Below are 13,544 nucleotides of genomic sequence, written 5' to 3'. Positions count from 1 at the left end.
CACACGGTGACAGCGGCCCACAAGGCCCTTCGCCCCGGCGGTGAAGAGTACAGCAATCAGCCCTTTTGTCGGTCGGACCGCAGGCCCTACACCCAGACACCTGGTCACGTCAGGCAATCCACGGTTTTTCACTCGAACGTGTGTTTGGCGCAACCTTTCGAAAGCAACTACCGTTGTGCTGCACGGGAGACCATCGAGAGGGGCCGACGTGACCACCACCGCTGACAGTGCCACCATCACTGCCCAGGACCGCTCCCAGAGCCGACTCGAGCCGGTGCATGCGATGAACGAAGCCACGAACCATGAAGGGCCCAAGCGAGCCCTGCCCGGCCGACCTCCAGGGATCAGGGCGGACAGCTCCGGGCTCACCGATCGGCAGCGCCGGGTCATCGAGGTGATCAGGGACTCGGTGCAGCGGCGCGGATACCCGCCGTCGATGCGGGAGATCGGCCAGGCGGTCGGCCTGTCCAGCACGTCCTCCGTGGCACACCAGCTGATGGCACTGGAGCGCAAGGGCTTCCTGCGCCGCGACCCGCACCGCCCGCGTGCGTACGAGGTCCGCGGTTCCGACCAGTCCTCGGCACAGCCGACGGACACGGCCGGCAAGCCGGCCGCTTCGTACGTGCCACTCGTGGGCCGGATCGCCGCCGGTGGCCCGATCCTCGCCGAGGAGTCCGTCGAGGACGTGTTCCCGCTCCCCCGCCAACTGGTGGGCGACGGCGAGCTCTTCGTCCTCAAGGTCGTCGGTGACTCCATGATCGAGGCCGCCATCTGCGACGGTGACTGGGTGACGGTCCGCCGTCAGCCCGTCGCCGAGAACGGCGACATCGTGGCCGCCATGCTGGACGGCGAGGCCACGGTCAAGCGCTTCAAGCGCGAGGACGGCCACGTCTGGCTGCTCCCGCACAACGCCGCCTACGAGCCCATCCCGGGTGACGACGCGACCATCCTCGGCAAGGTGGTGGCCGTGCTGCGCCGCGTGTGACACCCAGCGGCGGACGGTCGCCCATGGCCCGTCCCCGCCCACGATCCGGGCCCCGGAATCCACTGCGCCGGTTCCGGGGCCCTGGGCTGTCCAGGACCCGCCGAAGAAGCACGGTCCGGGCCCTGAGTCCGTGCGCAGAACGGCCGGTGGCCTGTCCCCGAAACGATCGGGACAGGCCACCGGTCGTTCACGCCTCCGCCTTCTCCGCCTCTGCTTCCCTGTCCTTCGCCGCGCTGTCGATCGCGGCGAGCGACCTGCGGACCTGGTTACGGTCCGTCGTGTACCAGAAATCGGGCAGTGACGCCTTCAGATAGCTGCCGTACCGCGCGGTCGCCAGGCGCTGATCCAGTACGGCGACCACACCTCGGTCTCCCTGCGCCCGTACGAGCCGGCCCGCGCCCTGGGCCATCAGCAGGGCCGCGTGAGTGGCGGCGACGGCCATGAAGCCGTTGCCGCCCGCCTCCTCGACGGCTTTCTGGCGGGCGCTCATCAAAGGGTCGTCGGGGCGCGGGAACGGAATCTTGTCCATCACGACCAGCTGGCAGCTGGGCCCGGGCACGTCGACGCCCTGCCAGAGCGACAGCGTGCCGAAGAGGCAGGTCCTCGGGTCGGCCGCGAAGCCCTTGATCAGCTCGCCGAGCGTCTCCTCGCCCTGGAGCAGGATCGGGTACTCGGGGATCCGGACGCGCAGTTCCTCCGCCGCCAACTGGGCTGCTCGCATCGACGAGAACAGGCCGAGCGTCCGGCCGCCGGCCGCCTGGATCAGCTCCGTGAGCTCGTCCAGCATGTCCGCCCGGTCGCCGTCCCGCGCGGGCCGCGACAGATGTTTGGCGACGTAGAGGATGCCCTGCCGCGGGTAGTCGAACGGCGATCCGACGTCCACTCCCTTCCACTGCGGAAGGTCGTCCCCCTGAGTGCCCTCCGGCGCCAGCCCCAATGACGCGCCCACGCCGTTGAAGTCGCCGCCGAGCTTGAGGGTGGCCGAGGTCAGGGTGACGGAACGGTCCGCGAAGAGTTTCTCCCGGAGGAGACCCGACACCGACATCGGGGCGACGCGCAGGGACGCGCCGAAGCGGTCGTGGCGTTCGTACCAGACGACGTCCCACTCGGAACCGTTGCTGATCCGCTCCGCCACGTCGTGCACGCTCTCCACGGCCGCCAGCGCCTGCTTGCGGACGGCGTCCTCGTCCTGGACGGACTTGTCGCGCGTGCTGCCGATCGCCGAGATCACCGTACGGGCGGCATCGCGCAGCGCCATGAGGACGTACGCCAGGTCCTCGGGGACCTCCTCCAGGCGGCCCGGCAGCGCCAGCTCCATGACCCGCTCGAATCCCTCGGCGGCGGTCTGGAGCTGGTCGGCGGCCTTCTCGTTCACGAGCTTCGCCGACCGCTTCACAGCGCGGTTGACCTGGCCCGGCGTGAGCTCGCCGGTCGCCACTCCGGTCACCCGTGAGACGAGTTCATGCGCCTCGTCCACGATCAGCACCTCGTGCTGCGGGAGCACCGGCGCACCCTCGATGGCGTCGATCGCGAGCAGCGCGTGATTGGTGACGACCACCTCGGAGAGCTTGGCGCGCTCCCGGGCCATCTCGGCGAAGCACTCGGCGCCGTACGCGCACTTCGTAGCGCCCAGGCACTCCCTGGACGAGACGGAGATCTGCGCCCAGGCACGGTCGGACACACCCGGGGTGAGGTCGTCCCGGTCGCCGGTCTCGGTCTCCTGCGACCAGTCCCGCAGCCGCAGCAGGTCCTGGCCCAGCTTGCTGGAGGGCGCGGCCGCCTCGAACTGGTCGAAGAGGCCCTCCTCCTCGTCCTGCGGCACGCCTTCGTTCAGGCGGTGCAGGCACAGGTAGTTCGACCGGCCCTTGAGCATCGCGAACTCGGGGCGGCGGCGCAGCAGCGGATGCAGCGCGTCGACCGTTCTCGGCAGGTCCCGCTCCACCAGCTGGCGCTGGAGCGCCAAGGTCGCCGTCGCGACGACGACGCGCTCCCCCTGTGCGAGCGCGGGCACCAAATAACCGAGCGACTTGCCGGTGCCGGTACCCGCCTGGACCAGCAGATGGGAGCCGTCGTCGATCGCCTCTGCGACGGCTTCGGCCATGGTCACCTGGCCGGGGCGCTCCATGCCGCCGACAGCGGCGACGGCGGCATGCAGGAGTTCGTGGAGTGAGGGCTTCGTCATAGCGCGACCACCCTACGGGTCACCACTGACAAACGGGTTATCAAGGCGGAGGCACGGGGCGGGAGTGGCAGGAGGGGCGGGATCAAGGCCGGGTTCTCTTCGTCGGGAAGGGCCGATTCTCGGAGGCCGGAAATCGAGTCGGTTCGATCGGGAACCGGATCGGCGCGGGCGGTGTACCAGAAATGACGGCATCACAGCAGATCCACATCGGATCTACATCAGATCACGCAGAAGCCGGTCCCTGACCATGAGGGCGGCCCGCTTGTCGGGCAGGTCGACCTCGGCGGAGAACCGGAAGCCTGCGCTCAGGAAAGCGGAGACGGAGGGAAAGTTGCGAAGGTCGGGTTCGGCGACGACGCGGGCACAGGAAGGTCTTCTGTCGAGGACGAGATCGGCTACGGCGCGGAGCAGGGTCGCACCGAGCCCCCGCCCCCGGTCGGCCACGGGTCCGATGAGGAGGTGGATTCCGGTGTCGTGCGGACGGGCGGGGTAGTGGCGGGCGATGGGGTCGAGGTCCGCCCGGTAGATCTCCCAATAACTCATCGGGGTGCCGTTCAGCAGCCCGAGGCAGGGCACGCTGCGGCCGTCGCCGCCGAGCTGGGTCCGGAGGTGGTCCGCGGTCACGTCCTCGGTTCCGGCGAGCTTCCAGTAGGAGGCCACGGCCGAGTCGTTCATCCAGCGGGAGACCAGCGGGAGCTCCCGTTCGGGGCGGACGGGGACGAGGTGCAGGGTGCCTGCCGGGGTGACGACCGGACCCCAGTCGGCGAGGTGGTCCAGCAACTCGCCGTTGGCCGGGGGCATCCCCTGTACTGCCTCGGTCCTGCCGCCGCATGAGTCGCCGTCCTCGGACAGGAGCGCGAGGAAGTCGTCGGTCAGGCGCAGTTCGAGCGTGTCCTCATTGCTCGTCGGGGCCGAGGCGGTGTCGGTGCTCGCGTCGGTGCTCGCGTCGGTGGGAGTCATGGCGACGCTCCTCTCAGGAGATCGGGCGGGTCATGTTCCTCGGGGCTGAAGGGAGTCGCAGTACGCAGACATGTGGGCTGAACAGCGGCGAAGGGCCCGGTCAGCGATGGAGGGGGTTGGTGATGGTGACGTAGACGGACTGGGTGTCGACCGGGCCGACGAGTTCGTCGAGGCCGTGGAGACGGGTCAGAAGGTTGGCCTTGCAGCGCAGGACGGGTGAGTCGAGCAGCCGTGCCGGCAGGGTCGTGTTGAGCCGGCCCGGTCCGGTGGCCACATCCGTGAGGAAGCGGCGGAAGGCGGCGAGCAGGAGGCACTCGTCGCCGAGGCGCTGGGAGCCGAACGCGCCGATGAGGCCGAGCACGTTGTTGATGCCGAGGTAGTAGGCGAACCGTTCGTCGGTGACCTCGTCGGAGACGAACGTGTCGCTGCGCTCGCCGATGCCGGGCAGTCGGGCTTCGAGATCCGCGCGACGGGATGCACGGAAGTAGTAGCCCTGGTTGTCGCGGTACCGGCCGCCGATGGGCCAGCCGTCGGAGTCCATCAGGACGAGCGTGTTCTGCTGGTGCGCTTCGAGGGCGATCCCGGCCTCGCTGTCCAGCCACAGCACGGGCCGCACGACCTGCTCCAGGTAGCGCAGGAACCACTCGGCGGCGACGGTGCCTCGGGGACGGTTGGTGCGCCCGGCCAGGCGGGTGACGACTTCGGCGAGCCGCGACCGCATGGTGAGTCGCTCATCGGGCGGTGTTTCACAGCGCTGCCGCAGGGGGCTGGCGGGGCACACCGGCTCTTGGCCGTCGGGGCGGTCCTGCTGGTCACCGGGGTGGTCCGCTCGTCGCTCGGCACGGGCGTGCGGCATCGGTGACACAAGGCCCGCTACGCAGGCCGCGTCGTCAGCCGGGCCGAACGGGTTGTGCCGGACCATCACGTCCAGGCCGGGCAGAGGGTCGCCGTCCGGTGCGGTGGCAGCCAGCCAGGCGGGGTCACGGACGATGTCGAACCCGGAGTGGGCGGCCTGCCACTGCGCGGCCAGGCCGGTGCGCAGCAGTCGATGGACCTCGACACCGCGGTGGAGTTCCTTGCGGAGGTTCTCACGAAGGGAGTTGGTGATGCGCAGGCCCAGCGAGAGCTTCAGCATCACGGGGGCGCCGGTGCGGTGGACGGTACGGACGGAGGACGTGGGGTGCCACGGGTCGCCGTACGGACCCAGGTCTCGGAGCAGGCCGGCATCGAGCAGAGCGGCCACTGCCGGGCGGTGGCGGACCTCGCGGAGCTGCCAGGGGTGCACGGGCAGGGCGGTGTAGCCCTCCGGCAGCGGCAGCCCCGGGCCGGCCAGCCGTGCGGTCAGCTGTTCGGCGGGGATGACACGACCGCGCTCGGTCCATGCCGAGTCGGTGGACAGGACGGAGGGTGCGATCGCCAGCCAGTGCAGGGGAAAGGAGCCACGCAATTCCGGTGAATAGAGGCGCGCCTCGGCTTCGGCGAGCCCTTCCCGGCTCTTCGGGGTGGGGTGCAGGGGGTGACCGAGGACGAGAGCCTGCTCGGCGGCGAGGAATCGGTCCGGATGGTCGGCGGGCTCGGCTCGGCGCTCGGCGATGAACATGGTGACGCGTCGTGCGGAGTCGGCGACGCTACGGGCCAGGTCGAGCTGGTCGATCCGATCGTTCTGATCGTGTTGGTCGGGCCGGTCGAGCTGGTCGCGTTGGCCAAGTTGGTCGAGCCGGTCGGGTCGGTCGGGTCGACCTGGTTGGCGAGGCTGATCGAGGGGGTCGAGTCGGCGGGGCGGGCCAGGGTGGTCGAGTGGGGCGAGCGGATCGGTTTGATCCGGCCGACCCGTGGTGTGGGACGCGAGGGTGTGCGCTGTCGTGGGTCGGGGCTCGGGGACACCCGTCTCTTGACGGCCTCGCGCGGCCGCCTCCCTGGCCAGTAGGGACGCCACCGTGACCGCGTCGACCGGTGGTGCGGTCCCGCGGGTGTGGGCGAGGTGTGGCGGGCCGAATCGGTGCCAGCCGGTGAGGGACCAGTAGTGCACCGGGGCGAGGAGTGTCGTGCCGGACGTGGGGAGGGGGATGCGGAGGGTGCCGTCGTGGGGGGAGGTGAGGTCGTGTTCGCGTACCCAGCAGCGCAAGAGGTTCTCGACCGCTGCCGCCTGGGCCGCGGTGTGCGGGTCGGGGTGGTGCAGGGCGTCGGTGGCGGGGCTGGGCAGAGGTCCGGTGGTCCGGGTTCCGCCGGCTTGGCCAGGGACAGACTGCTCGCGCTCGTGACGTGGCTCGGTCGAATGGTCGGCGAACGCGGCTTGGCGAGGGACTGGCTTGGCAGGGTACGGAACCAGCGCAGGCCTGCCAGGCCCCGGCGCGCCCTGGCAGGCCTGCGCTGGATCAGCCCGACCAGAACCCTGCTCGGCCGGATCGGCCCCCCGCTCAGCCTGGCTGGACCTCGGCTCGACCTGGCTGGGTGATGGCTCGACGCTCGGCGGGCTCGGGGCAGCCTGGGGGCTGCCGGCTTCCATGCGGTGATCGTCGGTGTGGGCCTCGGGTGCGGGCGGCGGCTTCAAGGCGGTTCCTGGGGTTGCTCGTGCGGGAGGGCAGTCGCGGATCCGTGCTGGCGAACGGGGTCGGGACTTGTGCGGGAGGGAGGCGGGGGTGGGGGCTGTGGGAGGCGTGGGGGGCGATGGCGCAGTGGGGGCTTGTCAGGAGGGAGTGGAGGCGGTGGCTCGGTGGTGCGGTACCTGGGGTGCGCGGTTGGTTCACGGGCGGGGCGGGGGCAGTTTCGGCCGGCTGTTCGACTTGGCTCGGCTGTCAGTCGTCGGGCGGGCGTCCGGGTCCTCCGGCTCGCTCGGGCGTCGGGCTCACGAAGCCTCGGGTTTCGGCGGTGGCCGCTACCGAGGCGATCGCGTCCGTCAGGCGGTCGAGTACGGCGTTCGTCTGTTCGTCGGTGATCGTGAGGGGTGGGAGGAGGCGGACGACGCCGGCATGGCGGCCGCCGAGTTCGACGATCAGGCCGCGGCGGAGACACTCGCGCTGGACCGCGGTGGCGAGGGAGGGCGCCGGGGGGCGGGGGCCGGTGTCGTCGGATGGACGCGGTGCGTCCGGCGTGACCATTTCGATGCCGATCATCAGCCCTCGTCCCCGAACGTCGCCGACACAGGCGAACTGGTCGGTGAGGCCGCGGAGTCGGGTGAGCATGCGGGCGCCCAGGGTCTCGGCACGTTCGGCGAGGCCGTTCTCGCGGACATGGGCGAGGGTGGCGGTGCCGGCGGCCATGGCGAGCTGGTTGCCGCGGAAGGTGCCGGCGTGGGCGCCTGGCTGCCAGACGTCGAGGTCGTCGCGGTAGACCACGACGGCCAGCGGGAGGCTGCCGCCGATGGCCTTGGACAGGATCATCACATCGGGGACGACTCCACTGTGCTCGACGGCCCAGAACCGGCCGGTGCGGCCCACGCCCGTCTGAACCTCGTCGGCGATCAGCGGGATCGAGTGCGCGGCGGTGATCTCACGCATGCGGCGCAGCCAACCGTCCGGGGCGGGGATGACGCCGCCCTCGCCCTGGACGGGTTCGACAATCATGCCGGCGGGCAGCGGTACGCCGGACCTGGCGTCGTCGAGGACGGACTCGGTCCAGCGGGCGGCGAGTTCGGCGCCGCGCTCACCGCCGATGCCGAAGGGGCAGCGGTATTCCTGCGGGTACGGCAGACGCGCCACCCGTACGTCGTAGGCGCCTCCGGACGCTTCCAGTGCCCCGGCGGTCATGCCGTGGTAAGCGCCGGTGAAGGCGAGCATTCCGGTGCGTCCGGTCGCCGCCCGGACCAGTTTGAAGGCGGCCTCGACCGCATCCGTACCGGCGGGTCCGCAGAACTGGACGCGTGCGCGGTCCGCGAGCCCTGGCGGAAGGGTGCGGAACAGTTCGGTGGTGAAGGCGTCCTTGACGGGGGTCGCCAGGTCGAGGACGTGGAGCGGAGCGCCCGAGTCGAGCACCTTGCGGATCGCTTCGAGGACGACCGGGTGGTTGTGGCCGAGGGCGAGTGTGCCCGCGCCGGACAGACAGTCGAGGTAGCGGCGGCCGTCCGCGCCCTCGATGGTCAGACCGCGTGCGCGGACAGGCACGATGGGCAGGGCTCGCGCGTAGGTGCGCGCCGCCGACTCTCGGGCGGCCTGCCGCCGCAGGATGCCCTCGTGCGCCGAACGCGCCCCGTCGGGTTCCCGTCGTGTGCGCGCCGGTTCGTACTCGTGCCCCGAACGCGCTCGCTCGGGCTCACGCCCCACCGGCGCCACCGCAGACTCGGTCACCGCCACGACTGCACTTCCTCCCGCTGTTCAGAGGCGAGTTGGCAGGGGGCACCGAGCACCGGCGGGTCCCCCGCCCGTACCAACGACGCGACTCGCACGGGGAAGCGGGTGAGACGAAGATCTTTGCCGTGACGGAACCGTTGCCGTTCCATCGGATGTCCCCCACAACGACCGCATAGTGTGTGATGCCGTTCCGAAGGACGTGGCTCGGCGGATCCGTACCAAGCCGCGCGTACGACGACTACGTACGAAGAAGCAGGTGTACGGAGCCGCGCGATGGCGTGTCGGTTACGTACAAGGGGGCGGTGGGCGCGCGGAGAAGCCGTGCGCGATCCGCTTCGGCAGCACAGAGTTCTCTTACGCCCCAGGGGGAGTCCAGACCATGCGACCCATACGACCGCTCTTCGCCGCTCGTCGCGGGAGGAGCACGCGCCGCCGTACCTCCCCCGTTCTGGCCGCGGTCGGCCTTGCCACGGTTCTGTCGTTGACCGCAACGGCGTGCGGCTCGGGTGACACCACGGCGAACGCCGACGCGTCGGCGTCCGCGCAGGACAGCGGCAGCGCGGGCGACGGCAAGATCCAGATCCCGGACGACATCAAGGACAAGCTCAAGGAACACGGGATCGACCTCGACAAGTGGCGGGGCGGAGCCTGGAAGAACTGGGACAAGGACGACTGGCTGCGCGAGGCCGAGGACTACGTCAACCCCATCATCGAGGACCTGTGGGACCCGGACCGGATGCGGGACGCCGAGGAGCCGGAGAAGGAGGTCGACGAGAGCGACCTCACCGGTGACCAGGGCGTGACCGACCCGACTCCGCAGTCCGTCGACGCCGAGGCGGTGTCGGCGGAGTACCACGCGAACGCGCCCGAGGCGGGCAAGGTGTTCTTCGACGCGCCCGAAGGCACGATGGTCTGCTCGGCGACCGTGGTCCAGGACCCGGCCAACCCGGGCAAGTCCAACCTCGTGTGGACGGCCGGCCACTGTGTGCACGCCGGCAAGTCGGGCGGCTGGTACCGCAACATCGCCTTCGTGCCCTCGTACAACGACAGCGGTATGTCGGCGTCGGAGCTGCAGACCGCCACCAAGGAGCAGGTCGCTCCGTACGGCGTCTGGTGGGGTGACTGGGCTCAGACCTCGGACCAGTGGATCGAGCAGGGGGGCAAGTCGGGCGGTGACGGAGCGCCGTACGACTTCGCGGTGATCCATGTGACGCCGGAGGAGGGCAGCGGGGGCAAGTCGCTGGAGGAGATGGTCGGTTCGGCGCTGCCGGTGGACTTCGACGCGCCTGCCGTCGCGCAGGTGGAGAGCATCACGGCGACGGGCTACCCGGCCGGGGCACCGTACGACGGCGAGACGATGTACCAGTGCACGGACAAGCCCGGGCGGCTGTCGCTCGTCGAGTCCGACCCGACGATGTACCGCATCGGCTGCAGCATGACCGGTGGTTCGTCCGGCGGTGGCTGGGTGGCGACCGGTTCGGACGGTCAGCCCGCGCTGGTGTCCAACACCTCCATCGGACCGGTGAGCGCCGGCTGGCTGGCCGGGCCGCGGCTGGGCAAGGACGCCGAGGGCGTGTACCAGGCGGTGAGTGACAAGTTCGCGCAGTGACGCCGCGCAGGCGGTGACGACGACGGGGGCGGGGCGCGTGGGATTGTTCGCCGCGCGCCCTGCGTCCGTCTCCTCGGAGCATGCGGGTACACCGGGCGGCCGGTGCCCCTGCACATCCCGAAGGCCCGCGCCCCTCAGCGGAGGGGGCGGGCCTTCGGGACGTACGGACGGAGATCATTCGGCGTCGAGGTACGACGGATCAGGCGACCGTCGGACGTACAGGTGCGTCGGTCGACCGTCAGGCCGTCGCCGCCGGAACGTACGGGGCCAGGTCGGCGGCCAGCTCCTCGTGCACCCGGGCCTTGAGCAGGGTGCCCTCCGGGGTGTGCTCCTCGGAGATCACCTCGCCCTCGGTGTGGGCGCGGGCGACGAGCTTGCCGTGGGTGTACGGCACGAGCGCCTCGATCTCGACCGAGGGGCGCGGCAGTTCGTTGTCGATCAGGGCGAGCAGTTCCTCGATGCCCTGGCCGGAGCGGGCCGAGACCGCGATGGAACGCTTCTCGATCCGCAGCAGCCGCTGCAGCGTCAGCGGGTCGGCCGCGTCCGCCTTGTTGATCACCACGATCTCGGGCACCTTGGTCGCGCCCACGTCGCGGATGACCTCACGCACGGCGGCCAGCTGCTCCTCCGGCGCGGGGTGCGAACCGTCGACCACGTGCAGGATCAGGTCGGCGTCGCCGACCTCCTCCATCGTGGAGCGGAACGCCTCGACGAGGTGGTGCGGCAGGTGGCGTACGAAGCCGACGGTGTCCGCCAGGGTGTACAGCCGCCCGCTCGGGGTCTCGGCCCGGCGCACCGTCGGGTCGAGGGTCGCGAACAGCGCGTTCTCGACGAGCACGCCCGCGCCCGTGAGGCGGTTGAGCAGGGAGGACTTGCCGGCGTTGGTGTAACCGGCGATGGCGACCGAGGGCACCTTGTTCCTGCGGCGCTCCTGGCGCTTGATCTCGCGGCCGGTCTTCATCTCCGCGATCTCCCGGCGCATCTTCGCCATCTTCTCGCGGATCCGCCGCCGGTCCGTCTCGATCTTGGTCTCACCGGGACCACGGGTGGCGAGGCCGCCGCCCTTGCCGCCGCCCATCTGCCGGGACAGCGACTGGCCCCAGCCTCGCAGTCGCGGCAGCATGTACTGCATCTGCGCGAGCGCGACCTGCGCCTTGCCCTCCCGGGACTTGGCGTGCTGGGCGAAGATGTCGAGGATCAGGGCCGTACGGTCGATGACCTTGACCTTGACGACGTCTTCGAGGTGGATGAGCTGGCCGGGGCTCAGCTCACCGTCGCAGATGACAGTGTCCGCCCCCGATTCGAGGACGACGTCCCGCAGCTCGTTGGCCTTGCCGGAGCCGATGTAGGTGGCCGCGTCCGGCTTGTCACGGCGCTGGATCACGCCGTCGAGCACGAGCGCGCCCGCGGTCTCCGCGAGGGCGGCCAGCTCGGCCAGCGAGTTCTCCGCGTCCCGCGCGGTTCCCGTGGTCCAGACACCGACGAGTACGACTCGCTCCAGGCGGAGCTGACGGTACTCGACCTCGGTGACGTCCTCGAGCTCGGTGGAGAGGCCCGCGACACGGCGCAGGGCCGCACGGTCGGATCGGTCGAACTGGTCGCCGTCCCGCTCTCCGTCGATCTCGAAGCTCCAGGCGACGTCCTCTTCCATCAGGGCATCGGCCCGAAGGTTCTCGGGGTCGTTCTGCGCGAAGGCGCTCTGTGCGGCCTGGGAAGGGGAAGAAGAGGAGGTCATTGGGTCCTTACGTCGATAGGGATACCGAAGGGCGGACGGATCACGACCCGTCACTGGTGACAACGCCCGGTGCGGCCGGGAGATTCCCTCCGCCGACTCGAAGATGGTCGCACGGGACGACCCGTCTCGTCACCCGGGTTATTTCCCGTCCGTGCCGGAGCCACACCCCCGGTGGATCGACGGCTACCGCTTCGCCGAGACCTTCGCCGGGGCCGACTTCCAGTCGGGGTGCCCCGGCATGGGCGGCGTCCTCACCTCGTACAGCCAGGCGTGGAAGAAGCCGCCCAGATCGCGTCCGGCGATCCCGGAGGCGAGTTCCTGGAAGTCCGCGGTGGAGGCGACTCCGTCCCGGTGAACGGCGACCCAGGCCCGCTGGAGCCGGGCGAAGGCGGGGCCGCCGATCTCCTCGCGCAGGGCGTACAGGAAGAGCGCGGCCCCGTCGTAGACGTTCGCCCGGAAGATGCCGATCTTCTGGCCGTTCCTGGGCTCCTTCGGTGCCGCCGGCGGTCCCCCGGCGGTCCGCCAGCTGTCGGAGGCACCGTAGGCGGCCTTCATGCGTGCCTCCACGGTCCTGCCGGCCGTCTCCTCGGCGTACAGGGCCTCGTACCAGGTGGCGTGTCCCTCGTTGAGCCACAGGTCGGACCAGGTGCGGGGGCTGACGCTGTTGCCGAACCACTGGTGGGCCAGCTCGTGCACCATGATCGACTCGACGTACCACTTGGGGTACTCGGGCCGGATGAACAGCTCCCTCTCGAAGAGGGAGAGGGTCTGTGTCTCCAGCTCGAACCCGGTCTGCGCCTCAGCGATCAGGACACCGTACGTCTCGAAGGGGTACCGGCCGACCTTGCCCTCCATCCACTCGATCTGGGCGGGGGTCTTCTCGAGCCACGGTTCGAGCTTCGCGCGGTCCTTCGCGGGGACCACGTCGCGTACGGGCAGGCGGTGCGGTCCGGTGCGGTGGAGGACCGCGGAGCGGCCGATGGAGACCTGGGCCAGCTCGGTGGCCATGGGGTGCTCGGTGCGGTAGGTCCAGGTGGTGGTTCCGGGGGCGCGGTCGGTGCCGGTGGCGAGGCCGTTGGAGACGGCCGTGTAGCCGTCGGGCACGGTGACGCGGATGGTGAACATCGCTTTGTCGGAGGGGTGGTCGTTGCACGGGAACACCACGTGCGCCGCGTCGGCCTGGTTGGCCATGGCGAGCCCGTCTGCGGTCCGCACCCAGCCGCCCTCCTCGTCCCCCGTGTACACGGGGTCGCTGGTGTGCCGCACGGTGATGCGTGTCCGGCTGCCCTCGGGTAGCGGTTCCCGGGGTGTGATCACCAGGTCCTCGCCCGCGCTCGTGAAGGCGGCGGATTCCCCGTCGACCTCCACGGAGCCGACCTTTCCGTGCGAGAAGTCGAGGTTGACCCGTTCCAGACGGGAGGTCGTCCGGGCGTCGATCGAGGTGACGGCGGTGAGTGGCTCGCGGTTGCTGCCGGGGTAGGTGAACGCGAGGTCGTACGACTCCACGTCGTATCCCGGGTTGCCGAGGTGCGGGAAGAGCCGGTCGCCGACGCCCAGGGGCACGGCGGGTGCGGGGGCGCTCGCGGCGATCAGGCAGACGGAGACGGCAGAGGCGAGCAGCGCGGCCTGGACGCGGCGGCTCCGGGAGCGTGGGGTGAGCGGCATGGACCACCGCTACCAGCGCGCACGCGCTCCGCGCCGCCGACTCGCAGCGGGCCCACCCGAACGAGCGGCCCGCCGTCTGCCGGGCCTCATCCACCCGCCGGGGTTACTGCTCTGGCACCCCT

8 protein-coding genes are annotated in these 13,544 nt (G+C 70.6%); 2 read left to right on the top strand and 6 right to left on the bottom strand.

Going from position 1 to position 13,544, the window contains the following annotated elements; genetic code table 11:
• The first annotated feature begins 208 nt into the window (after positions 1-208).
• On the top strand, positions 209-985 hold the full coding sequence (gene lexA / locus OG858_RS33675) for a transcriptional repressor LexA (protein WP_020114122.1): 777 nt from the start codon (positions 209-211) through the stop codon (positions 983-985).
• Positions 986-1,172: 187 nt separating this feature from the next.
• Here the strand turns inward: lexA and OG858_RS33670 are convergent, their stop codons facing one another.
• From OG858_RS33670 to OG858_RS33655, 4 genes are all read right to left on the bottom strand, one after another.
• Positions 1,173-3,167: an ATP-dependent DNA helicase gene (locus tag OG858_RS33670; RefSeq protein ID WP_086751112.1), complete on the bottom strand. Its 1,995-nt coding sequence runs from the start codon at positions 3,165-3,167 to the stop codon at positions 1,173-1,175.
• Between the two features lie 213 nt (positions 3,168-3,380).
• Entirely contained in the window at positions 3,381-4,127 is a 747-nt protein-coding gene (locus OG858_RS33665) for a GNAT family N-acetyltransferase (protein ID WP_319264442.1), read from the bottom strand.
• A gap of 100 nt (positions 4,128-4,227) precedes the next feature.
• Positions 4,228-6,633, bottom strand: coding sequence for an IucA/IucC family protein (locus OG858_RS33660; protein WP_408059442.1), 2,406 nt, complete (start codon positions 6,631-6,633; stop codon positions 4,228-4,230).
• A 289-nt stretch (positions 6,634-6,922) separates the two neighbouring features.
• Positions 6,923-8,416 (bottom strand): diaminobutyrate--2-oxoglutarate transaminase family protein, encoded by a 1,494-nt coding sequence (locus tag OG858_RS33655; RefSeq protein ID WP_408059441.1) that lies wholly within the window; start codon positions 8,414-8,416, stop codon positions 6,923-6,925.
• Between the two features lie 376 nt (positions 8,417-8,792).
• Between OG858_RS33655 and OG858_RS33650 the strand changes: the two genes are divergently transcribed.
• A complete protein-coding gene (locus OG858_RS33650; protein WP_086747999.1) occupies positions 8,793-10,022 on the top strand; it encodes a trypsin-like serine peptidase in 1,230 nt (409 codons plus the stop codon).
• Between the two features lie 238 nt (positions 10,023-10,260).
• Here the strand turns inward: OG858_RS33650 and hflX are convergent, their stop codons facing one another.
• Together hflX and OG858_RS33640 are read right to left on the bottom strand one after the other, a co-directional pair.
• Positions 10,261-11,757: a GTPase HflX gene (gene hflX, locus OG858_RS33645; RefSeq protein WP_037700909.1), complete on the bottom strand. Its 1,497-nt coding sequence runs from the start codon at positions 11,755-11,757 to the stop codon at positions 10,261-10,263.
• Positions 11,758-11,940: 183 nt separating this feature from the next.
• Complete coding sequence (locus OG858_RS33640; protein WP_319264440.1) at positions 11,941-13,422, bottom strand: M1 family metallopeptidase; 1,482 nt, start codon at positions 13,420-13,422, stop codon at positions 11,941-11,943.
• Positions 13,423-13,544 lie beyond the last annotated feature (122 nt).

It is taken from the genome of Streptomyces europaeiscabiei (assembly GCF_036346855.1).
Classification (GTDB): Bacteria; Actinomycetota; Actinomycetes; order Streptomycetales; family Streptomycetaceae; genus Streptomyces; species Streptomyces europaeiscabiei.
This window is presented reverse-complemented; position numbering and strand designations above follow the sequence as displayed.